This window comes from Paenarthrobacter sp. NPDC058040 (assembly GCF_042885775.1).
Classification (GTDB): Bacteria; Actinomycetota; Actinomycetes; order Actinomycetales; family Micrococcaceae; genus Arthrobacter.
The window spans coordinates 51,128-74,032 of sequence record NZ_JBHVRN010000016.1 but is presented as its reverse complement, the minus strand read 5'-3'; the positions used below and the strand labels follow the sequence as shown (position 1 = coordinate 74,032).

At 59.0% G+C, this 22,905-nt stretch carries 19 protein-coding genes and 1 pseudogene; 3 read left to right on the top strand and 17 right to left on the bottom strand.

Annotated elements, in window-relative coordinates; all coding sequences use genetic code 11:
- Positions 1–16: 16 nt before the first annotated feature.
- The 16 genes from ACFVSJ_RS20455 to ACFVSJ_RS20380 form a co-directional block, all read right to left on the bottom strand.
- Positions 17–1,483 (bottom strand): APC family permease, encoded by a 1,467-nt coding sequence (locus tag ACFVSJ_RS20455; RefSeq protein WP_387438905.1) that lies wholly within the window; start codon positions 1,481–1,483, stop codon positions 17–19.
- Positions 1,484–1,868: 385 nt separating this feature from the next.
- Positions 1,869–2,837, bottom strand: coding sequence for a cyclase family protein (locus ACFVSJ_RS20450; RefSeq protein ID WP_387438904.1), 969 nt, complete (start codon positions 2,835–2,837; stop codon positions 1,869–1,871).
- A 227-nt stretch (positions 2,838–3,064) separates the two neighbouring features.
- Entirely contained in the window at positions 3,065–5,350 is a 2,286-nt protein-coding gene (locus ACFVSJ_RS20445) for a molybdopterin-dependent oxidoreductase (protein WP_387438966.1), read from the bottom strand.
- A 147-nt stretch (positions 5,351–5,497) separates the two neighbouring features.
- Positions 5,498–6,796: a hypothetical protein gene (locus tag ACFVSJ_RS20440; RefSeq protein WP_387438902.1), complete on the bottom strand. Its 1,299-nt coding sequence runs from the start codon at positions 6,794–6,796 to the stop codon at positions 5,498–5,500.
- 41 nt (positions 6,797–6,837) lie between these two features.
- Positions 6,838–7,818, bottom strand: a complete 981-nt coding sequence (locus ACFVSJ_RS20435; RefSeq protein WP_387438901.1) for an electron transfer flavoprotein subunit alpha/FixB family protein — start codon at positions 7,816–7,818, stop codon at positions 6,838–6,840.
- A gap of 36 nt (positions 7,819–7,854) precedes the next feature.
- On the bottom strand, positions 7,855–8,625 hold the full coding sequence (locus tag ACFVSJ_RS20430; RefSeq protein WP_387438899.1) for an electron transfer flavoprotein subunit beta/FixA family protein: 771 nt from the start codon (positions 8,623–8,625) through the stop codon (positions 7,855–7,857).
- 51 nt (positions 8,626–8,676) lie between these two features.
- Complete coding sequence (locus tag ACFVSJ_RS20425) at positions 8,677–9,720, bottom strand: isocitrate/isopropylmalate family dehydrogenase (RefSeq protein ID WP_387438898.1); 1,044 nt, start codon at positions 9,718–9,720, stop codon at positions 8,677–8,679.
- 10 nt (positions 9,721–9,730) lie between these two features.
- Complete coding sequence (locus ACFVSJ_RS20420; RefSeq protein ID WP_387438897.1) at positions 9,731–10,204, bottom strand: acyl-CoA thioesterase; 474 nt, start codon at positions 10,202–10,204, stop codon at positions 9,731–9,733.
- Positions 10,205–10,206: 2 nt separating this feature from the next.
- Complete coding sequence (locus ACFVSJ_RS20415) at positions 10,207–11,106, bottom strand: nitrilase-related carbon-nitrogen hydrolase (protein ID WP_387438896.1); 900 nt, start codon at positions 11,104–11,106, stop codon at positions 10,207–10,209.
- Positions 11,106–12,704 (bottom strand): class I adenylate-forming enzyme family protein, encoded by a 1,599-nt coding sequence (locus ACFVSJ_RS20410; RefSeq protein ID WP_387438895.1) that lies wholly within the window; start codon positions 12,702–12,704, stop codon positions 11,106–11,108. Before ACFVSJ_RS20410 ends, ACFVSJ_RS20415 begins: the two co-directional genes overlap by 1 nt.
- Positions 12,701–13,546: a substrate-binding periplasmic protein gene (locus ACFVSJ_RS20405; protein ID WP_387438894.1), complete on the bottom strand. Its 846-nt coding sequence runs from the start codon at positions 13,544–13,546 to the stop codon at positions 12,701–12,703. Before ACFVSJ_RS20405 ends, ACFVSJ_RS20410 begins: the two co-directional genes overlap by 4 nt.
- A gap of 42 nt (positions 13,547–13,588) precedes the next feature.
- Entirely contained in the window at positions 13,589–14,251 is a 663-nt protein-coding gene (locus tag ACFVSJ_RS20400) for an amino acid ABC transporter permease (RefSeq protein WP_387438893.1), read from the bottom strand.
- Positions 14,248–14,913 carry an amino acid ABC transporter permease gene (locus ACFVSJ_RS20395; protein ID WP_387438892.1) on the bottom strand — a complete coding sequence of 222 codons (666 nt, stop codon included), beginning with the start codon at positions 14,911–14,913 and terminating at the stop codon, positions 14,248–14,250. Before ACFVSJ_RS20395 ends, ACFVSJ_RS20400 begins: the two co-directional genes overlap by 4 nt.
- Positions 14,913–15,650, bottom strand: coding sequence for an amino acid ABC transporter ATP-binding protein (locus ACFVSJ_RS20390; protein WP_387438891.1), 738 nt, complete (start codon positions 15,648–15,650; stop codon positions 14,913–14,915). The genes ACFVSJ_RS20395 and ACFVSJ_RS20390 overlap by 1 nt, the downstream gene beginning before the upstream one ends.
- A 294-nt stretch (positions 15,651–15,944) precedes the next feature.
- Positions 15,945–17,183: an NAD(P)/FAD-dependent oxidoreductase gene (locus ACFVSJ_RS20385; RefSeq protein ID WP_387438890.1), complete on the bottom strand. Its 1,239-nt coding sequence runs from the start codon at positions 17,181–17,183 to the stop codon at positions 15,945–15,947.
- Between the two features lie 101 nt (positions 17,184–17,284).
- Positions 17,285–18,178 carry a citryl-CoA lyase gene (locus ACFVSJ_RS20380; RefSeq protein WP_387438889.1) on the bottom strand — a complete coding sequence of 298 codons (894 nt, stop codon included), beginning with the start codon at positions 18,176–18,178 and terminating at the stop codon, positions 17,285–17,287.
- A gap of 231 nt (positions 18,179–18,409) precedes the next feature.
- Here ACFVSJ_RS20380 and ACFVSJ_RS20375 point away from each other — a divergent pair, with 231 nt between their 5' ends.
- Both ACFVSJ_RS20375 and ACFVSJ_RS20370 read left to right on the top strand, forming a co-directional pair.
- Complete coding sequence (locus tag ACFVSJ_RS20375; RefSeq protein WP_387438888.1) at positions 18,410–20,122, top strand: PucR family transcriptional regulator; 1,713 nt, start codon at positions 18,410–18,412, stop codon at positions 20,120–20,122.
- 136 nt (positions 20,123–20,258) lie between these two features.
- On the top strand, positions 20,259–20,738 hold the full coding sequence (locus ACFVSJ_RS20370; protein ID WP_387438887.1) for a MaoC/PaaZ C-terminal domain-containing protein: 480 nt from the start codon (positions 20,259–20,261) through the stop codon (positions 20,736–20,738).
- Positions 20,739–21,219: 481 nt separating this feature from the next.
- On the opposite strand, the gene ACFVSJ_RS20365 is transcribed toward ACFVSJ_RS20370, so the two are convergent.
- Positions 21,220–21,978, bottom strand: coding sequence for a restriction endonuclease (locus tag ACFVSJ_RS20365; RefSeq protein WP_387438886.1), 759 nt, complete (start codon positions 21,976–21,978; stop codon positions 21,220–21,222).
- 648 nt (positions 21,979–22,626) lie between these two features.
- Here ACFVSJ_RS20365 and ACFVSJ_RS20360 point away from each other — a divergent pair.
- Positions 22,627–22,806: pseudogene (locus ACFVSJ_RS20360) on the top strand (MerR family transcriptional regulator); the annotation flags it as partial.
- Positions 22,807–22,905: the final 99 nt, after the last annotated feature.

Below are 22,905 nucleotides of genomic sequence, written 5' to 3'. Positions count from 1 at the left end.
GTCGGCGAATAATGCTTTACTCTTGGCGGCCAATTCGTGCGTAGACATCTGGACGGCGCTTGCGGAAGGCCACGGCCATCACGACGCCCAGTGCGAAGAGCGCGTAGATGATCGTGAACAGAAGTCCAGCCAAGGGCTCGCTACCTCCGATGAGGAGCGCGAAGTTTTGGGTCGATAAGACCAACGCGATCCCAAAGCCAATCACGGCAAGCCCTGGTGCCAGTACAGCCGTAAAATTGCTGACGCCCGATACGCGGTTCCTCTTCATGTAGAAAGGGATGGCCAGGGCCGTGAGAAACAGCAAGGCAACAAGGGTGTAGCTGAATCCCCCGCCGAAGACCGCGTAAAGAGTCTCCACAGGTGCCCCTGCGATGACGAACGGCACCAGCCCGACCACGGCCGCAATGCTGGTGAAAACAGAAGCGCGGTGTGGTGATCCATACCGGGGGTGGGGCCTACTCAGGGAGTGGTGGAGGATGCGGTCTGCGCTGAGGTTGAAAACGTACCTAGCGGTGATGTTGTGGGCTGACAAAAGGACGGCGAAAGTGCTGGTGTTCATTAGAACGATGGCAATATCCATGATGATATGTCCGGCGTACAAGCCGATGCTTGCCTGTACCGACCCTGCTGGGTCTGCCGTCGCGGCCGCCACGACTTCTCCCGTTCCGTACGAGGCAATAATCACCCATGCCGTCAGCCCGTAGAGCACGGCAACAGTGCAGATGACCAGAAAAGTTGCGCGGGGAACCGTACGACGAGGGTCTTTGACTTCGTCGCGGAAGATTGCGGTCGCTTCGAAACCACCGAACATACCAACGCCGAACATCAATGCCAGACCGATCGACCCGGACATGATCGCTTGGGGCATGAATGATTCCAGACTGAAGCCCGAAGCTCCCCCCTGAATACCAACGGCAAGGTCATAGATAACTACGATTGCCAGTTCAGCGATCAAGAACACGGACAGGACCTTGGCGGAAAGGTCGATGCGGAGGTAGCCCAAGGTGCTGACAATTACGAACAGCGCGATGGACCACACCCACCACGGGACATCCGGGCCCCCCAACGTCTGGTGAATAATGAAGTTCGCGTTCATGCCACCCAGGGCATAAGAGCTCAGAAGGGAGAAGTAATAGCAGGCGAGAGCTACGAAGGATGAGCCCAGACCCACAGGCTTGCCCAGACCTGCGGTGATGTATGCGTAAAATCCGCCTGGGTTCGGAAGATGCCGCGCCATTGCGGTGAATCCTGTGGCGAACAGGAGGACGATGGCGCCGCATACGATGAAGATCGCCGGAGTGCCGATTCCATTGCCGTAGGCGATCATTACCGGTATGAATCCGATGACGACGACGAGGGGTGCATTGAAGGCCATGACTGTGAAGAACAGCTGCAGGACCCCCATGTTTCCTCGGAGGTGTTGGGGCGGAACTTGATCGGCGAGCGGTGTGACCGCTTCATCGGTGGAGTTAGTTGAGCTCATTCCGTGGTTCCTATCATGGGAGCTGTGACGATTTGGAAATCCAGAGCGGCCTGGAGGCTCCATATAATTACCGGTACATACACGCGTGCGGACGCCGGGTACCGGTCGGATGCGCGCGGCGATGAACCAGGGAACGGTGCCCTGTGCCACTAGGCCAGAATCAGTGCTATATGGCCTGGATCACATTAGGCTGGGTGCGTCGATTCGAGCCTTTGGAGATTTGACAAACGGTGGCTCGGCGATGGGGAAGATTCCGAAGGACGCCCCAGGGTGATCGCAGACGCAATCGCCTACGAAAGCTGACGCTCGGCATTGAGGATGAGTCTGATGCTCGCCGATGACGCTAACCCAGGTCCCGCGCTTGGCCACCACCGATGTTGTGGGACTAGAGAATTGCCAGGGGATTTATCGGAGAGCCTGTTCCGCCTTCCACAACCAGTGGGGCCAGAACAAGCATGAATTCGTAGCTGTTTCGCTTTCGGCAGGCTTGCGCCAGCTGGTCAAGGACCATGTTGTCCACGACTGCGATACCGTAGGCCCAAATCGCACCGTGAACGGACCACGCGACGTCGTATTTCCAGGGCCACGCGTCGAGCATGTCCCAGCCGAGAATACTGATGTCTTTGTCCCTGAGGTAACGCAGACAGGAGGCGTGCATCCCTGGCAATGCGTCCGATGGAGAGCCGTATTTGTGATCAGGACGTTCTGAATCCCACTTTTCCCTGCCCATGTTGACGCACAGCGCGTCCCCGGGGCGAACCTCGACGCCTTGGGCGCGGGCCGCAGCTTCCAGTTCCCACGCGTGAACAGGCTGGTCGGCAGTCACATAGTCAACACCTCGAAGACCTGGAATGTCCAGGATCACCCCGCGGGTCACCAAATCGCCGGCCCACTGCTCCACACCGCCGAACGTTGCCCCGTTTGTGGTTACGTGTTCGTGGGGATCCCTTCCGTTGTACATGCCTTCCGTGTCCCAGACATGGCATAAGGCGTCCAAGTGCGTAGTGGCGTAACCGTGGTATTCGACACCGTAGTAGTCCACTGCCCAGCCTCCGGGCTCGCCCTCACAGCAGGCCCCTTTGGGTCCTTCGCCGCCGTCGTACCAGTACTGGGTGTAGTGCTGTGCTGGTCTTGCGTTGTTTGGGGCGGGGTTGGTGTTCAAGGGCCTGCTGAGGCTCAGGGTTTCACCAGTCCTGACGGCCGACGCAGCTTCGAGGCGCTTGGCCGGTGTGATGAGATTGATGGCGCCCTTTTGGTCGTGCTCGCCCCATCGACCCCAGTTCTTCCGCTCGTACAGCAGGCTGCGGACTTCGTCGCTGGTCAGTTGTTCGTCGTTGGTGACCTCGTTGGTCATGTCAGCACCTTTCAGGCAATACCTTGAACTTCAGTCGCTTTGCAGTTGGGCCGATCGGCGGAGGCGGCAAAACGGCGTAATTATCTGATCGTAGGAACTCCGCCTGCCCTCTGGGTACGGCAAAGTTCCAACGTTTGAGTGTCTTTGCTGTGTGATCTACATCGCCGAGGCCTGGGTTCGGCCTGGTTCGTCGCCGCGATATGGACTACGAAACCGTGTCGGTTGTTTCAGCGGGAAACGAATTCCGGTGGGCCGTTGATGGTCAAGTCGGGCACTTGACCGGTGTATTTCTCAACGTCGACCAAGGCATGCTGCCCTGTTGTTGCTTGGGTCAAACGCGAAGTCGGGCGGTCAGCGATCAGAACGTTGGGATTGCCGTGCCGACAGAAGCTTGGATCGGCCGGGTCGGGATCGAACCATGCTCCGGTCGCGAGTTGAATCACGCCCTCTCGGACCGCCTCGGAAATAGCCAAGCCTGCAAGACAGCTGCCACGGTCGTTGAAGATCCGGACGACGGTCCCGTCCGCCAAGCCACGAGCTGCGGCATCAGCGGCATTCATCCGTACCGGTTCCCGTCCTTGAACCTTGTTTCCCTGGCTGTATGTACCCACATCCAGCTGGCTGTGCAGGCGGGTTTTGGGTTGGTTAGCGATCAGATGCAGCGGGTAGGGGGTTCGGGGCGTTCCGAGCCACTCTGCCGGTTCCAACCATGCCGGGTGTCCGGGGCAGTCGGGGTAGTTGAAGCTATCGATAACTTCGGAGAAAATCTCGATTTTTCCGCTGGGCGTTGGCAAGGGGTTTGCCTTCGGGTCGGACCTAAACTCCTGCAGGAGAACCTGTTGCGGGTCAACGATGGGGATTTTTATGCCCTCGCCGCCCCAGAAGGTGTTGAAATCCACAACATGATGGCCATCGGCTGCTAACCGGCAACGCCAGGATTCGTAGAGGTACCCGAGCCAATCCCTGCTGGTCCGTCCTTCCGTAAACGTCTCCCGACATCCGAGGTGTGAAGCGATGTCAGCGAAAATTTCGTAGTCATCCCGCGCCTGACCTGCAGGGGTTGTCAGTGCCGGCATGGGCAGGAAATGTGGATCGTTGCGGCCGGCACCGTAATCGTCGCGTTCGATGCTCATCGTGGCAGGTAGGACGATGTCTGCGTGTCGTGCGGTCGCTGTCCAGAATTGTTCGTGAACGATGACGGTCTCCGGGACCGTGAAAGCTCTGCGGAGGCGGGAGAGGTCCTGGGCGTGGTGGAACGGGTTTCCGCCGCACCAGTAAACGAGCTTGATGTCGGGGTAAGTTAGGCGCTTGCCGTCAAAGTCGTACTGTTCTCCTGGATGGAGGAGCATATCGGCGATCCGGGCGACGGGGATAAATGAAGCCTCCGGGTTCTTGCCTTGGGGAAAAGAGGGTGGGCTAGCCACCCGGAGCGGCAACCCGATGTCCGCTGTGGATCCGTAGGCATGGGCAAATCCTCCCCCGGGCCGTCCTACTTGTCCCAACATGGCGGCAAGGGTTATTCCAAGCCACACGGGTTGTTCGCCGTGTTGCTGGCGCTGCAGGGACCAGCTCAGATTGATCAAGGACCTTTTGTGGGCCATCTTACGGCCAAGAGAACGGATCACATCTGGTTCGATACCACTGATGGAGGAGGCCCATTCCGGGGTCTTCGGGTGATTATCAGGAATGCCCTGCAGGTAGTCCCGAAAACGTTCGTAACCGGTCGTGTAGCGTTCGAGAAAGCCGTCATCGACGAGCCCTTCTTCGTCAAGGACGAACGCCAGAGCTAGCATGATGGCGGCATCGGTTCCTGGCCTGGGAGCCAGCCATTCGGCTGAAGCTTCCGGAAACGTGTCGTCTTGCAGGGGGCTGACAGAGATGAACTCGCAGCCGCGGGATACAGCTGTGGCAACAGCTTGACGTGCCGTGTGCCGGGTGATTCCGCCCGGGCCTACGAAGGAATTTTTTGCTGATAGGCCGCCGAAAGCGATAAACAGCTCTGTGTGCTGGGCCACCACGTCCCAAGCCGTGGCGTGCACCATCAAGTCACTGGGCTTTCCGACTAAATGGGGCAGCAGCGTGTCGGAACATCCATGGCTATAGTCACCGCGGCCGGCGACGTATCCGCCCAATACGTTCAGGAACCTGTGAATCTGGCTTTGAGCGTGATGAAAACGCCCAGCGCTTGCCCAACCATATGAGGCCCCGTAGACCGCTGAGGAGCCGGCTGTCTTATAGACGGTGTCCAGGGCTGTGGCGGTTAGTTCAACAGCCTCGTCCCAACCGACTTCAACGAATGGTTCCTCTCCCCGGCCCGGAGTTCCGGGGCCGTTGAGTAACCATCCCTTTCTTACAGCAGGGCGCAACACGCGCGAGGGGTGATGCTGCGCACTTGCCACGTTGTGGATCAGCTGATTCGGATCAGGGTCAGCACTCAGAGGCCTGACATCCGCCAAGGAACGTCCGTCTGTCTGGGCTTCGAAACCTCCCCAGTGGGTTAGATGTCTCGGCATAATGTGGATGGCTCCTTGATGCGCGGCACGCTTGCGGGCCGCCGGTTGTGCCTGCCTGGCCACGCGAGCTGTGAACGCTTACCCGGTAGGACCCTGAAATCCAGTCGGGTGCGTTTGACCTTGTCAAAGCGGCGCTGGACTGCTGTTTTATTTGGACAGTTTTCCCATCAGGCTGGCAAGTGGAGCGATGAATACCGGCTTCGCTAGGAACCAGCCCGCCGTCATGACCATCAGGGAGCCGATGAAGACCACCAGGCCCCACCAGTCGGCGGCGTCCCTTGAGGTGTACATGTGATTCAGGTTGGCAAGTACTCCTGTGAACGCAACCAGGAAAACGTGGACGATGGTGAATGCGACGAAGTAGATCATGACTGGGAAGTGGACAGCGCGGGCGATCTCCACCGGATAGACCTTGGAAAGCCGTGCATTCTTGTCAGGCCACCACGTTGAGAAACGGATTCCGGACAAGGCGGCCAACGGAGCCATGATGAAAACCGTCGTGAAGTACGCGAGAACCTGCAAGGCGTTGTAATGGATCCACCCATTCTCATGTGGCCAGTTAAGAGACGCGTACTGCAAGAGTGCCGACGCCGCGTTTGGCACGATGTCCCAGTTGGTGGGGACGATCCGCATCCAATGACCGGTCGCAAACAGCAACACCACGAAGATCAGGCCGTTGATCACCCAGAGAACATCCAGGCACTGGTGGAGCCACTGGGACATGCTGACCTTCTTCGGAGTGCTGCCCCGAGGAGAAAAGAAGGAATTAGCGTTGGGTGTCCAGTATCCCGGGGGACGGCGTTCCAGCCGGACCTGGAGGCCGGTCCGGCCGATGAGCACGATAAAGAACATGTTGAGAAAATGCTGCCATCCCAACCATGCCGGTATACCCGTAGGAGCTGTATCTGGCATGGCCGAAACGCCAGGATATGTTTCGGTGAATGCCCTGACCGCTGGCAGCGCATGAAGCCAACGGGCCACAAGTACCAGACCCAGAGCCGCCAGAGCTACGATCACGACGGTAACGACCCGCCGAGTCCATTGACCACGACTTCCGGAACCGCGGCTGCTCGCTGCGGCAGAAGGCGCACTGGGCGCCGTCGCCTGGCTGACCAGCGAAGGTTCCACCGGTGCCACCGGCCATTCGGAAGTCCCTGCAGAGCCCATCCGCTGCCTCGGTGCAGTTTCGCTGGCGGCGGGCTGCTGGCCCATCCGCTGCTTCGGTGCAGTTTCGCTGGCGGCGGCCTGCTGGCCCATCCGCTGCTTCGGTGCAGTTTCGCTGGCGGCGGGCTGCTGGCCCATACGCTGCTTCGGTGCAGTTTCGCTGGCGGCGGGCTGCTGGCCCATCCGCTGCTTCGGTGCAGTTTCGCTGGCGGCGGGCTGCTGGCCCATCCGTTGCTTCGGTGCAGGGGTCAGCTCTTCTGGTTGGCTGTCGCCGTGAACCACAGTGGCACTCCTTTCGTGGATCAATGGCAGGTGTTCAACAGTTAGCTGTTGCGACGGGTCTCAATGGCCTTGATTACCTGGGGAACGATGGTAAAGAGATCACCAACAATGCCGAAATCAGCGACTTCGAAGATTGGTGCCTCCGGGTCCTTATTAATCGCCACGATGGTCTTGGCTGTCTGCATACCGGCGCGGTGCTGGATAGCACCGGAGATACCCAACGCGATATAGAGCTGCGCGGCAACCGTGATTCCAGTCTGGCCGACCTGGTAGGACTGGGGCACATATCCAGCGTCCACGGCGGCGCGGGAGGCCCCGACGGCACCACCGAGAGTATCGGCGAGCTCTTCAACCAAAGCAAATGCTTCTTTTGAACCAAGCCCCCGGCCACCTGAGACTACGGTCTTCGCTTCACGCAAGGGCGGACGGGTTGAATCGACAACCGCGGGGGAGACCGACGTCACCACAGCCCCTGGTGCGGTGGCAGGGATCTCGGCCACGACGCTCACCTGTGGTGACGACACAGCGTTCGCCTTGGTGTCAAAAGCACCTAGCCGGATGGTCGCAATCATCAGCCCACCATCAACTGTGGACTCCGTCGAGAAATCGCCGCCGAACACCGAGTGCTTCACGATGATTTCGTCAGCATCGAAGCGGACGCCAACGACATCGGCAGCGATCGCTGCACCCGTCCGGACGGCAAGCCTGCCGGCTACGGCACGCGAATCGTTGGTCGCCGGTACGAACACTGCAGCCGGGCTGTAGGTGTTGACTGCGTCAGCGAGTGCGCCGACACGTGCTGAGCCGAGCTCAGCACTCTCTGCTGCCGATTCGGCCAAGTGGATGTACTGGGCGCCGAGACTGCCGAGTTCCGCCGTGAGGGCCTCTTTGTCGGCTTCCGGGCGGGCGACAACAACTGCGACAGGGGTACCGACCGCAGCGGCGGCGGCCAGAGTGCCTGCGGCGTTTTTCTTGACGGAGCCATCCGCTGCCGTCTCTACAAGTACGAGGACGTTCACCATTTCAAGTTCCTTTGGTCTTAGCTTTGCTTGTTCGTCTTAGAGCAGACGGTTGGATTGCAGGAATTCAGCCAGCTGTTCGGCAGCAGTGCCGTCGTCTTCGATCTTGGGGCCGGCCGTCTTCGCCGGACGTTCAACGGCGGATACCATGACTGATTGGGCAGGGCCTTGGGAAGCGACATCGAGATCCGAAAGCGACCAGACGGTCAGCGGCTTCTTCTTCGCCCGCATAATTCCCTTGAAATTCGGAAAGCGGGCTTCAGCGGTCTTTTCCGTGATCGCTGCAACCAGTGGGAAGGTACTACGAACAGCGATGGTTTCCCCATCCACAGGCACGGTTCCTTCGGCCCCGGCTGCTTGGATCTGCAGGGTTTCCAATGCCGGGAGGACTGGCCAGCCCAGAAGCTCGGCCACCATCGGGGGCACAAGCCCTCCCCTACCGTCCGTCGCGGCGTCACCGGCGAGAACGAGGTCTGCTCCGATTTTGGTGATAGCCGCTGCGAGTACTTCAGCAGTGCGTTTCATGTCCGCGCCTGCGAGGCCGGTGTCGGCTACGATCACGGCAGTGTCAGCCCCCATTGCGAGAAGCTTCCGGACGGAGGCTTCTGCCTGCTCAGGGCCCATGGTGAGTACGGTGATTTCTGCCTCGCCACCGGCGTCCCTGTAGCGCAGGGCGTTCTCCAGCGCGCGTTCATTGATTTCATCGGCCACGGGGTCGGAAGCCTGCCGGTCAAGCAGGCCTGTTTCCAGATTCAGCTTCCGGTTCGACCAGGTGTCCGGAACCTCTTTGGCCAGAACGACGATTCTCATTTGTCTGTCTCCTCAGATGTGTTTCTCACGGTTGGTGGGGTTGAGTGCCGGTCATACCAGAGCGGGCTGTGCTGCTCTGGCGATTTGATTCAGGACGGCGTCTGTGACGTTCTGGGTGCTGGAGTTTCCGCCGAGGTCCGGCGTTGAAGTGCCGGAGGACAGTACCTCCTCGAAGGACGCACTCAGACAGATCGCGGCCTCGGTTTCGCCCAGGTGCTCCAACAGCATTGCTCCTGCCCAAAGTTGACCGATGGGATTGGCAATGCCTTGTCCCACGATGTCCAGTGCCGGTCCGTGGCATGGCTTGAACATCGAGGGGTGGTGACCTTCGGGGTTGATGCTCGCTACGGGTGCTACGTGCCCGACTCCGGACACTGCCCCCAGAAGAGCTGCCATCTCTTCGCCGTAGAGATTGGAGGCCACTACAACATCAAGCGTTTCAGGGTTGAGGATTGCCCGGGCGGCCAGCGAGTCGAACGGGACGGACTCTGCTGCCACCGACGGGTATTCCTCCGCTGCTTGGCTGACGACCTCGTCCCAGAACGGGGTTGAGCTAAGTACTCCGTCGGATCCGGTCGCCGAGACCAAGCGTCGGGAACGCTTTTCGGCCAGCTGCAGGGCATATCTGGCCACGCGTCCGACACCCCAGGCAAGTACAGCTGATTGTTCTGGCCGTTTAGGGGTGCGGTGGGTACCTTCCAGGTTTGCTTGTACGAGCACGGCGTTCAGATGGTCTACACCCGCAATCTGCGGGGTCATTCCCGGCAGCAGCCGGGCGGGAAGAACATCGACGTATTGGTCGAAGGCCGACCGGATAGGAGACAACAGCTCCCGCTCTTCTACATGACGGGACCGGCCGGGCAGGCCAAAGGTCCCCGCGAAGATGGCATCACCGCCTGCTAGTTGTTGGAGACCATCGGCGGGCATCATGGACCCATGAATCAGGTGACGCTCGGAGTTCCAGCTGTGGGTGCGCCATTCCATGTTGAAGCCATGGTGGTAAGCGATGGCCTCAAGACAGGTGATCGCGCCGGGCATCAACTCTGGGCCGATGCCGTCCCCGGGGATGACGTCAATGACGTAGTGCTTTTTCATAGTCGCCTGGTCAGCGTTTCTGGCGGGTCGTCATGGCTGGTTCCCCGACCGTCCGATGTCCGCTGGTCTCAACCTGGTGTGCGCGGGAGGGCGCATCCCACCGAAGCGCCTCAGCAATCTCCGCAGGCAGCGGGGCGGAAACAGCTGAGACAGCATCGACATTGACATATGTCAGATCAAGGACGGCAATCTGCCTGGATCCGCAGGACACAACGGTTCGCAGCTGGAAACTGGTGCGTCCGACGCGGACGCACTGGACTTCGGCGTCGAGATCGTCTTCAAACCTGGCAGGGCTGGAGAAAGTGGCCTCAACCCGGACCACCGAAGGGTCCACTCCAAGATCGTTCAACTCGGCGTACCGCCACCCGAGCTCCCGGAAATATTCGGCCATGGCCGTATCGGCGATTTCCAGATAGCGGCTATTAAACAGAAAACCTTGCTGGTCGGCTTCGTGGTAACGGACGCGGTGCCTGTACGTGAACACGATTACGCCTTGTTCCCTGCACGCAGTTGCTCGTAGAAGTCGGGGCGGCGCAGGGCCAATCCCGGTGCTTCGGGCTTGGCCCGGGACGCCAAAAGAACCTCCCGGTCAAGGTCCACCACCAGAAGCTGTTCACCGTCGGATTCGCCCACCGCCAGGATCCCGTCGTTCAGGCCAACTATCTTATCGACCGGAGTACAGGCAACGGCCTTCCCCACGGCATGCATGGGTGCATCAGTAGGTAATCCACTGGATCCTACAAGCGGTGACATCACGACGTAGAGTTGGTTCTCAATAGCACGGGCCTGGCAACCGGTTTTCACACGGTGGACGCCTCGTCGATTCCAGGTCAGCGAAGGGCACAACAGCAGGTCCACACCTTGGTCAACCAGGTAGCGGGAGAGTTCCGGGAATTGGATATCGGCACAAATCAGTACACCGGCTGTGTACGGGCCGATGCGGGTGACCAGGAGTTTATCCCCGCCGGTCATCCCCAAGGCGTGCTCCTGCGGTGTGAAGTGGATCTTGTCCTGCAGCTCAACCCGGCCATCCGGGTGGGCCAGATAGGCCGTGTTGCGCAGGGACCCATCCTCGGCGAGCCTGTTGTGGCTGCCGCCCAGAACGGCAATGCCATGGGCCAACGCCATCTGACGGATCCCGTCGGCGATCTCGTTTGTCAAACCGGGCAGGTAATTCCAGTAGTCAGAAGATACGGTCGCGGCTGTTACCTCGTGGTCCGTGATGCTGCCTAGAAGACCGGTGCTGGCAAGCTCAGGAAACAGCACCACGTCTGCGCCGTTGTTGGCGGCTTCGGCTACAAGGCCATCCATGTGGGCCAGATACTCCTCCGTGGAGGATTCGGACCGCAGCTCGAACTGGGTAGTGGCAACTCGGAGCTTTGTCATCAGATGGTTCCGTTCTCTAGGAGCTTTTTGACTTCGCGACGGTTCACCTTTTGGGTGGTGTTGTTCGAAGGGAGCTGTTCGATGGCCTTGTAGACGGTCGGGACCTTGTAGGCCGACAGCCGTTCGGCGGCGAAAGCGCGCAAGCCGTCCGCGTCCAGCGCTTCCCCGTTGGCCAACTCGATGACGGCGACAACCTGCTCTCCGTAAATGGGATCAGGCTGACCAACCACTGCAACGTCATCGACGGATGGATGTTCTTTGAGAACCTGTTCGACCTCTGCCGGGGAAATGTTGCTGCCGCCCCGGATGATCATGTCGGACTTCCGGCCGGCAACGCTGACGTAACCCTGTTCGTCGACCCTGACAAGGTCCTTCGTGCGGTACCAGCCATCGGGCGTCAGGGCTGCTGCTGTCTGCTCGGGGTCGTTCCAGTAACCAAGCATCAGGCCTGGTCCTTGGGACAGAGCCTCACCAACTTCCCCTACAGCCACTTCGTTACCGGCCTCGTTGACAACCTTCAAGCGTGACCGCGGCACCAGCCGGCCGGCGGCACCGTGTTTTGGTTCCGGGTCCCGAACGGGATCATAAGTGATCAAGGGGAAGCACTCGGATGCGCAGAAAGTATCGTGCACAGGCACTCCCGAGTATTTCCTGAACCTGTCAAAGGCTGGTTCGTTCCGGGGTTCGCCGCCGGAGACGATCAGACGAAGGGAGCTTAGGTCGTGCTGCTCGGCGGACTCTTCAAGGAAGGCGACCAGTTTGGTGATGATCGTCGTTACTGCTGGGAAGAATGTGGCCTTGTACTTCTCAATGGCGTGGGCGAGGATCTCTGGCTTGGCCCGCCGCAGCGGCACAACCGTGCCGCCGACCAGCAACGTGGCCATCGTCGTGGAGTTCAGCCCGTACAGCCACGCCATGGGCAGGCAAATAATCGAAACGTCGTCCGAGGTCAACCCCCACACTTCGGCGTAAGTCCGTGCTCCGTTGTGCAGGGCACTTTCGGAAATCATGATGGCTTTCGGCCGGGACGTGGTACCAGAGGAGTAGCACACCAAATGCAAAGGCTCCCTTAGTCCCTCAGGATTTGCTTTGGTGCCGCTGGCAACCTTCGTGGGGCGGAAGTTACCATCAATGCTTTCGACCGGCAGGCCCTCACGGGTGGATTGCCGTACGACACTGTCCGTGACCGAGTCGCACAGCACCAAGACGGGGTCACTGTCGGCGATGGTTGCGGCAAGGTCGGCGGGGGCAGTTGAGGGGTAAATTGTCACCAAAACACCCTGGGCGGCCCACACTGCCAATGACGTGATGACATAAGCTGCCGAATTTTCGGCTATAAGCGACACCCGCTCGCCGGGCTGAAGCCCGGCGAGACGGAGTGCTTCCGCCCGCTGCAGCACGCTTTGGTGCATTTCACCATAGGTGATCCGTCGGTCATCACTGGCGATGGCCGTCGCGTCCGGCCGTGCCAGAGCTACGCGGGTGAACTCTTCAAGGTAGACCAAGCCACCGCGGGTTTCCTCGGGCACTGATCCTCCGTTCGATGTCTGGTGCGCCAAGCGCTTATCGGTATCTTCTGCTGCGGGCGTCTGCGTCACTTCTTGAATTTCTCCGTATCAGCCAAGGCTGGGTCAAGGTTGTACTTCTTCAGGATCTCTACTTCCTTGCCCGACTCGTGGTACTCCTTGATCTGCTTGTTCAGGGCCTCGGTGAGCGCCTTGTTGTCCTTGGTGTGTGGGTAATTCGGCAGCGACGGGTTCACCGAGGAATTCACAGCCGGGTCCGGATCCATGATTTTTGCCACGATGGACTCGTACGTCTTGTTCTGCTTGAGGAGGTACGGAGCGTCGATGCCGCCAAGGACGGCGAATTTGATCCGGTCAGCTGCAAGGTCATTCAGAACCGCGTCAGCTGACTGGTATTCCTTTACCTCGGCGCCCAACGCCTTCAGTTCATCGTTCCAGGTGTATCCGGTAACAGTTCCCACAGTCTGACCGGCCAGAGATTTCGCGCTTGAGGTGGCAGTCTTGGCGAAGATGGTCGGCAGTTCGACATACGTGGAGTCGGACTGTGAAACGGTCTTTCCACGCTCGGCTGTGGCGTACCAGCCGCCGGCGGCTACGTCGGCTCGGCCGGATGCTACCGACTGGATGACGCCTGCCGAGGGGCTGACCACCCACTCGGTCTTGAGGCAGGCATCGGCAGCGAAGGCGTTGAGGAAGTCGGCGTCAATACCCTGTTGGCTGCTGTCTGCCTGGCCAAAGTAGGGCATCCCATCGAAAGTTGCGACTGTCAGAGTTCCTTGGGTGATCGTGGGAAATTCGAACTTCGGCTTGCAGTCTTGGGCCGCCGGGGAGCTTCCTCCTCCGCATGCGGCAAGAGCGGACACAGACAGAACGGAGACGCAAGCGACGGTGATTACGCGTGAAAGTCGTTTCATGGATAGTCCTTGATTTCGGATGGATGGGTGGGGGTGGAGTTGTTATGAGGAACGGGCTGTTTTCTTGGCCCGCGTCTCCATGTAGGAAACGATCTGTGATCCAGGGATGGAGATCGCGGCGTAGAGGAGTCCGGCTACGACGAAGATGGCCAGGTACTGGAAATTGGATGCGGCAATCGAATAGGCGACACTGGTCAGCTCCGGGACTGCAATGGCAAAGGCGATGGAGGTCGTCTGGAAATAGACGATGATCCAGCTGAGCAACGGCGGAGTAATGACTTTCATGGACTGCGGGATGACGATGAAGCGCATTTTGGTCCACCGGTCCAGTCCGAGGGCGTCCCCGGCCTCAAACTGTCCCTTGGGCAGGGACTCAAGTCCGGATTTGACCGTCTCGCTCACATAGCCGGCGTAGTTAAGCCCCAGAGCGATGGCGGCAGCGGCGAAGGCGGGGAGTTCCAGTCCTGCCGAAGGGAGTCCGAAGTATACGAGGTACAAAAGGACCAGGGAGGGCATGCCTCGGGCAATTTCGACGACCGCTACAGTGAGCCAGCGGACCGGGGCGAGGCTGTTGCGGAGGCCGAAGGCAAGGACGAAGGCCAAGGGAGTGCCGATGAGCACCAGCGCGGCAAGAAGAAGGAAGCTCATCCCAAGCCCGGGAAGCAGCTGGGGAAGATATTGGACGATTGATTCGATGATGTTCATACCAGGACCTCACTCTTTCTGGGCCGTGCGGCACCCAGGCGGTTTCCGAGCCACCGCCCAAAGACACCCACTGGAATGCTCAGAAGCAGGTACAGGGCGGCCGTACTGATGAAGACGGTCAGACCTTCCCCGGATTGCCTGTTCTGTACAAGTGCCAAGGCGGTGATGTCCTGGACTCCAATGACTGAGACCAGGGCGCTGTCTTTCAGCAACCCAATGAGGTATGCAATCGACATCGGCAGGATGGTTCGGACGGCTTGGGGTACGAGAATCTTGGTGTAGATGTGGGCCCGGCTCAGCCCCAGGGCTTCGCCGGCCTCTGTCTGACCGAGGGGCACCGCCCGGAAGCCTGCCCGGTAGATTTCTGTCAGGTATGCGGCTGAGATGAGGCCGAACACCACGATTCCGGTTTGCACCGCTGGGAGGCGGACCCCGAATGTGGGCAAGGCAAAGAACACCAGGAACAGCCACGGAAGTGGCGGAACGCCACGCAAGATCTCAACGTAGGTTGATCCTAGGAAACGAACCAATCGGATCGGCGACCGCCGTGCCGCGGTCAGCGGTACGGCAAGAATGGCTCCGAGCAGAAACGCTCCCATCGTGATGATGAGCGTGTACTGGACGCCTGCCGCCAGCTTAGGCCAGAATGCGATGAGTTCCATTACCGCTCCAGTACAGCCTTGAGGAACCGACGGGTGCGTTCGTGCTGCGGGTCGCGCATGATCTGATGCGGCGCGCCCTGCTCGACTATTGCTCCGTCAGCCATGAAGACGACACGGTCCGCGACTTCTTCAGCGAAGTGCATCTCGTGAGTGACGACGAGCATCGTTTTTCCTGTCTCCGCGACCTCCCGCATGACTGAAAGCACTTCAGCGCCGAGCTCCGGGTCCAAAGCAGATGTTGGTTCGTCAAACAGCAAAACGTCGGGGTCGAGCGCCATTGCCCGTGCGATTGCGATGCGCTGCTGCTGTCCCCCTGAACACTCATGAGGGTAGTGGTCTGCCCGGTGCTCCAGCCCGACGCGTTCCAGAAGGTACATGGAACGGTCACGGGCTTCTTCTTTGCTTCGTCCCAGTGCGTGGATTTGCGCCAGGTTGACGTTCTCCAGTGCCGTGAGGTTCGGGAAGAGATTGAAGGACTGGAACACCATTCCGACCTTGCGTCGGAGCGCTGCAAGTTCTTTAGGTTTGGGGTGGTTGCCGTGGCCCTCGCTGATCGACAGTCCGTCGATGGTCACCGTTCCTGATGTCGGCGCCTGCAGGTGATTGATGCAGCGGAGAAACGTACTCTTCCCCGAACCGCTGGGGCCGATCAGGGCCACGACCTCGCCTTTGTCCACTTTGAGGCTGATCCCGTTGACAGCAGGCTTCCCATGGAACTCAACGGTGATGTCGGTCATTTCAAGGAAAGGCTGGGTGCTCGAGGTACTGGTCATCGGCTCCACCCCTTTCTGTTTATCGTTGGCTTGTGGAAAAAAGTTATCTCTGACACAGCCGAAGTTCTTTAGGAAGATCCACAACTCGGCGGCCGTTCTTTGGAGCTACACACAGAAGTGCCGTTTCCCGGGGGGCGTCAGCCGATGGTCAGGGCAGAAGACGATGTGCATGGTTGCCTTAAGCGAAAAAGCCCCTGCTCGGACCGATGGACGGTCCAAGCAGGGGCCAGGCAGTAGCGCGAAGCGATCGGGGAACGGCTATGCGTTTTTTACTGCGAGCGAGGGTCGTGAGAGGCGGAGGTCGTAGGCGAATGTGCTGCGCTCCCCTGCTATCAGCTCCGCTGTTATCTGACCTCCGATTGGGCCGCTGGCGACCCCCCACGTGTGTCCGGTGTTCACATAGGCGCGATCCAGGCGGTCGATAATTGGAAGGTGGTCTGGAGTCGAAGAGGCCAGACCCGCCCACAGACCCGTTACACCCAGGTCGGCGTTCTCTCCATAGCGATCCAGGGCAGTTGAGATCATCGCGTAGGTTGAAGCGATACCGATATGGGGATTGAGGGATCCGAAGGAATCCAGGCTGGAGCCCATGAAGACTCTTCCCTCTCTGTTCTGGGCAATCGAGTCATCGAATAGGGCGTTATCAGAGCCTTGACCGTTCTGCGTTGCGGTGTGGGGCCTTCGATCAGGTGAAGGAAAATCTATGGCCTTGTACGCGTCTAGCGAGGTCAGAGCACTGCAGTGCGCCACACCCCGAGGACCGTGAAGAAGCGGGTTCTCAGCAACCGGGACGGACTGCGTGACCATTTGCCCCTGCCGGGCGGTGATCACAGGCAGTTCGATGCCTTCGGCTGCGAGGTTGACTGACCAGGCACCGGTAGCCCAGACAAGACCCGGTGCATGAATTTCGCCTCTTACCGTGCGGACTCCTGTGATGGCGTTACCGCGTCGAATGGTGGAAAGAACTGAAGTGTTCTCGTATTTCCGGACCCCCATCCGCACGCATGCGGACGCCAGGGCCCCTACGAAGAGGTGCGCGTCTACTTGGGCGTCGTCCGCACAAAATACCGCTCCGATGGCTGTTTCGGGCAGAACTGTGGTCAATTCCCTTGCTTGTTTCAGCGAGAGAACGTCGACTTCAAGTCCGGCGGAGCGTCGATCCTTGGCGTACTCAGCCATCACGGCGGCCTGTTCGTCCGTTTCGTAGAAGAACAGGCCACCGTGCTGCCGAAACTCGAAGGTGTTGCTTAGTTCTTCGACGTACGCCTTGTATTTGTCACGCCCCGCCCGGGCCAAATCTAGCTCCAACCCAGTCCGACGCGTCTGGAGCCAAATGGAGCCAGAGTTCCGTCCAGACGCGCCGTAGGCTGGGAAGCGTTGCTCCGCGACTACAACATCGAAGCCGCGTTTTCGGAGTTCGAAGGCTGTTGAAAGCCCGGAGATACCGGCTCCGACCACAACAATATCGGCGGTATCTAGAACAACGCTGTCACTCATGCCTGGCTCCTCCCACGGCCGGTCCCCCAGTCCATTGTCTCCTGTCCTAACCCTGCCACATGGCGGCGCTCAGGAAGGAGGCAAACCGGGGAGAGTTTTGATTACCAGGAAACGGCGGCGGGCTTTTCGTCGCCACCTGCTGTCACGGACCATCCTGCCGCGGCGAGGTCACTCCCCAAATCGCGTTTCGGGACCTCGTAATCAACAGCGTCGGCAGCGATGACGCGTACGGCAGTCCTTGACCGAAGTTCTTCGGTGACATGGGCCGCGACGCCTGGCAATGTACCGATAATTGCCAAAGCGGTCGATTCTTCGGGTGTGAAGCCCATGGCCACTGACATTGCTGCCAGCACTCCAATGTCGTTGAGGGGAAAGTGCGCCCGACGGGGATTCTTTACGAACTCAGTGTGAATGGCTTCGTAGAGCTGCGCCGCGGGTCCCCAAAGACCTGCCTCGACGGCGATGCTGCGCAGGCGCTGGGCCCGTGGATCCTCGCCCCGGAATACAGGGTGACCGAAGCCGGGAATGCGGAACTTGGTCCTCTGCGCCTCCTCGACGACTGTCTGGGCGAACTCCTGCATATCTGGTTCGCCGGCAGCTACGTAGGCCTGGTACTGGGTACTGATGAAAGTCGCTGCGTCCTCCGTTGCCAGACTGAACTGCCCAGCGGCCAGCGTGGCTGCAGCTAGCCCGGCCTGCATGCTCGGATTGCTCGAGACCACATATCGTGCAGCGGCAGTTCCGGGCTTCTCCAAGCCGTAATCGAGAACGCCCGTGAGCAGAGCGTCCATCACCTTGGTCTCACCGGGGGTCGGAATCCGCCCCCTGATCATCAAGAACGTTGCTGCACCAAAAGGCATTCCAATGAGCTGTTCCAGGTCGTAGCCTCGGATCGTTACACGCTCAGGGTGGATTTCGCTGATTTCGGTCCGCCAGTATCGTTCCGGCGCGGCATCCGGTGTACCTTTGCTGTTCTCTTCGATGGTCGTTCCCATCACTTGCTCCTCAGTTGCTTGGCAGTCGCCGCGGGCGGCGGATACCCGTGGTCAGCATGACGATAGAACTAGCAATGAAGGATTGACATTGTGATAACTCCAACCCAGACGATGAACCATTGTTGTTTTCTCAGTACCATGACTTTCGCCGTTGGAGCAGGATGCGTATGTTGGGTTTCGTCCTTATAGGGCGAAAAGGGTCCGTCTCTCAAGTGCAGGAGCAGGAGGCTCATGGACGAGCTGCACAGCTCCGTTCCGATTCAGGAACTACTAGGAGTCCTCGGAACCGGCGCTTCCATCATCAGCGGGGACGTAGCCGGCCGTTTTGTCGGCTCATCATCCGTGTCCATTCAGCAACAGCCACACCAGACCAGCGGCTCGAAAGAGCCTCGCCTGCAACTGGTAGTCATTTCGTATGAATCCTCGGGCAGCCACAAACAAAAACTGGCAGCTGCACTCAAAGACCGGTCGCCCTCTCTCATAGCCGTCACTGGATGGCCCGCGAAGGACCTGAAGTCTCTGTCCGTTAACACCCACGAGCATGTCATCATCGATGCAGGCGCCGGAACCTCCCCGGAGCAGGTCACCGGTGCGTTGGATCAACTCACTCGCCCAGCGGACACGACCGCTGTCCGGCAGCTCACCATTATCCAACGCTCGCTCAGCCAGGCACTCTCAGGGCCCTCACCTGTCCAGGACATCATCGACAGGCTTCAAACTCTAAGTAACGCCACAGCGTTGATCGTCAGCCCCAGAGGAAGCCTCCGTGAGAGCACCGGGCCAGCACCGCTGAAGCCCCTATTCGAGCAGGTATCCAAAACACCGGCGGCATCCCAATTGGTCAACATTCAAGGTTGGAATGGGATAGCCATTCGCCTTCAGACGCAGGGCAGCAACAATGCAGGTGCTGGCTGGTTGATGCTGGTCAGTCGTCGTGACGGATTCCCTGATGAGAAGTCCATAGCTGCGGCTCACATGGCAGGAACACTGGTTGAGACCAGCCGAAGAATGACGTCTCAAATCCGTGTCCAGGAACTTGCCATTCGCTCTGCCCTCTTTGAACAGGCGCTGGCGCTTAAACCGGTCCGTGAAGATTCTGAACTTGCCAGCCGGCTTTCGGCCCTAGGAATAGCATTCTCCGACCCGCTCCGGGTCGTGGTTGCCACACCCCGCCGCGGACAGTCAGGGCCCATGCAGCGCTCAGCGTTGCAACAATTGCACGAGTCCCTATCCCTACTGTTGGACGCAGCTGAAATTGTCAGCTTTTCCACGATCCGGGACGACGCGGTGGTCTTCCTCGCCAACTGCGATGAATCGCAACTGCAACGAATGATCAAAATCGACAAGCCAGAGGTGCCTTCCCACATAGGTATTGGTCGGGACGTGTCACACGTGGGCGACATTGCCGATTCCTATACCGACGCCTGGCTGGGCATCCGATCACTCCGCAACCGGCGTACCAGCGAACAAGCGATGTCCTTTGAGCAGTTCGACCTGTCAACCAGGCTGTTCTCCATCGCAGGAATCGAGGCCATGGTCGCCTGGGCGACCGAATTCCTGGGCCCGCTCATGGATAAAGAGCCGCTCATGGAAGGCCTAAGGCACTACTTCGCCTTGGCACAAAACATCAACGCAGCTTCACGGGTTCTCAACGTCCATCCGAACTCCCTCAGGTACCGGCTAACGAAGGCCGAAGAACTCCTTGACGTTGACCTCAAGGACCCAGCCGCCATCTCGTCACTCTTTCTCGCACTCACGGCACTCGAATTCGCAGAAGAGCATCAGGAGGATACCCCCATTCCTCGTACAGCCCGGGAACGTCGTACCGATACCTCGGAAAGTGCTGGAAGTACCAGCTTCGGCCCCCGCCCCATGAACAGAACCCTCGGCGTCGCCCTCGACCCGGCAGACGAAGATGGCCCACGAAACTCCCGGCGCAACTGACATACATGAGCACCGTTTTGTGGACTTTCCATTTTTCACCCCTCTTCATTGGTTCTCTCACACTGCCGCTGCCGAAGCTCGCGACGGAAAATCGACGTATAGATATCCACTGCACTTTCTAGGGAGCAACTGACATATGGAGACCACTGTCAAACAATCAGGGCAAGGAACCGGCCTCTACTTCGAGGACTTCTACGTCGGCCAGTCCTGGGTCAGCCCGCGCCGAACCATCACGGACGGCGAACTGACCGCCTTCGCAGGCATCTCAGGGGACTTCAACCCACTCCACACCGATGAGGAGTTCGCGAAAACAACCCAGTTCGGAGGAAGGATTTTCCACGGCCCCGGGGTCTTCGCCATCGCGACCGGCCTCGAGTCACGCCTCGGAATCAAAGAAGGCACAGCCATCGCCTTCCTGGGAATGAACTGGAAACTCACCGGTGCAGTCCGGATCGGTGATACGATCCGCGTCGAACAGACCGTGGCTGAAGTTCGGGCCTCCAAGTCGAAGTCTGACCGGGGAATCGTCACTTTTGACGTTCAGGTAAAGAACCAAAAAGATGAGGTCTGCCAAGAAGGACAGTGGTTCGTCATGTTCCGCCGCCACGAGGTTTAGGACCCAGGCTTACTCAGCGTCAAGCTGAGTATCAACACCGGCCGGCTGGAACGAAGGGCACTATTCCTCCAGAACGGTCACTACGACGACGACCTCCCCGCAGCTGAGGTCGTCGTCGTTTTTAAGGGTTACACCACGGCCAAGGCAAGGGCACCCCAGTAGCGATTACTAACGTTCGCTCGCCCGCAGTATCGATAAAGGCGTGATCACATCTACGTTGAGAACATCGAGGCGAGACACCCTTTCTTGGACGGGCAAGCCCTGAAACAACGGGCTGATAGGGGGCACCTGCACTCGGCTGAGACGTCCCATCAAAGGATCCATTGATGGGATCTCTAAAGTGTCCATCGGCGCAGACCGAACACAACAGTCGAAGTAGCAACTAACTCATCGGGAGTCCGGGCAGGGTGACCCTACGGGCCACTCCGACTCTGAGATCAGGTCCAGGTCAGACACGTGAAGCAGGATTTGTTGACTCGCCTTAAGCTTGAATAGATGAGGCCGTGGGCTCGGAATGTAGAACTGCCTTGAGCTCTTCTGCCGCCTGCTCACCGAGAGGTAAAAGGATATCCAAGAAATCCCTGTAACCTGTTGCGTCGAGCAGAGCATCCGGCATCCCCGTGCTCGAGGAGCTCACCCGATCTCGAAGTGGAAGATCAGGAACTTCAGGATGAATCATTTTGAAGTATGTCGTAAATAGCATTGCGGTTGCACCTAGTTCCCAGTATTTTTCGCGCAACTCCAAGTACTTGGCCTTGGCCGGCTCGCTCAGCTGCTTGAACGCCCGCGGAAGCAGCGGCTCAACCAACTCCATGAGTTCGTCCAGACGTCTCGTGACCTCAGGCCGAAGATGTTGTTCAATCCATAGATCCTCAAACTCATCTTGAAACTCACGCCACGTCACAAGTCGCAGGTTCGTGAGGTCAGCGGCTCCGTATGCCCCCCGTTGAAAGCCCTTCGAAGTGATGATGTAACCAACGTTCGCTCCGCCGTCTTGCACAATGGTGCGGAAGCCATGAACCACATTCTTCGGAATTGAGCTTTTCCACCGTTTGCATTCACAGAAGATCGTGTTGGTCCGCCCATTGGCCGTCTCAAGGGCCACGACATCAATGTCAGCCACGTCTCTGACAAGAGTCACCGTCTTTTCGACATCCGTCTGCATACCGCAATCGGCAAGGATTTTAGCGACTTCATTCTGGAGATCCCGCCAAGTTTCGGGATGCTTTTCAGTAATCATCCAAACAGCTTGCCAGACGAGATCGAGGTTTTGGCTGCCAGCAGGCCGCTGGGCGCCGGCCCTGCAGGAAGACCGCCAATATGACCGAGAGAGACAGTCTCAGGGCCTGGGACCACGTCTTGACTCAGAAGCCGCAGGAAGCCAGTTGCGCGCCGAGGCATCATCATGCGCCGACTGCAGGGAATCCGTGCCGCAGGACTCGCATGATGCCGCATTAGATAACCAGAGCACTGCAAGACATATGGGTGCTCATCGGCATGATTGTGCCGGTATTCGTCCCCACTTCACTACCTAATGGCCGCCAAGGTCTTCACAGCTCGAACGAGACTGCCGTCTTGCATCCCTTGAAACTTGGTGGTCTCGCCATGGCTTGTGGCACATTGGGGAGTTGTTCTTCAATCCATATGTTGCGGTTCAGCTCGGCCGAGGCCGGTTCTTACGGTGGCGTCTGTGGCTTACCGCCGGATGGGCCATTTATAGGGCGACGATTCCGGGGTGCCAGGCGTCGAGGTCGAGGTCGAGGTTCCACATCGACTTGCCCAGGCCGATGACCTAGGCATCGGCCTTGTCGGCGCGCCTGTATGATTCTGTCGGTCCCCTCTGGGATCGTTTGACCAAGACAATGGCCAGTGAGTGTAGGGGAAAGGCATGTCATTTCCAGCTGATCTTACGGCTACTCTCTCGGGCACTTCTGTCCATCAGTTGTACCTATGGCGGAAGTCTGGCCTGCTGATCCCCGAAATTAGTGCTGGTCGCCCGCCCCTATACTCCTTTCGTGACGTAACGGCGCTTCGAGCCATGGCCTACTTGCGGGCGCGCACATCCCTGCAGAGCATCCGAACCGCGTTTGGTGCCCTTCGGACCCTAAACTTCAACGATCATCCCTCGGCATATAGATTCGAAACCGATGGGAAGACGATTGCGGTT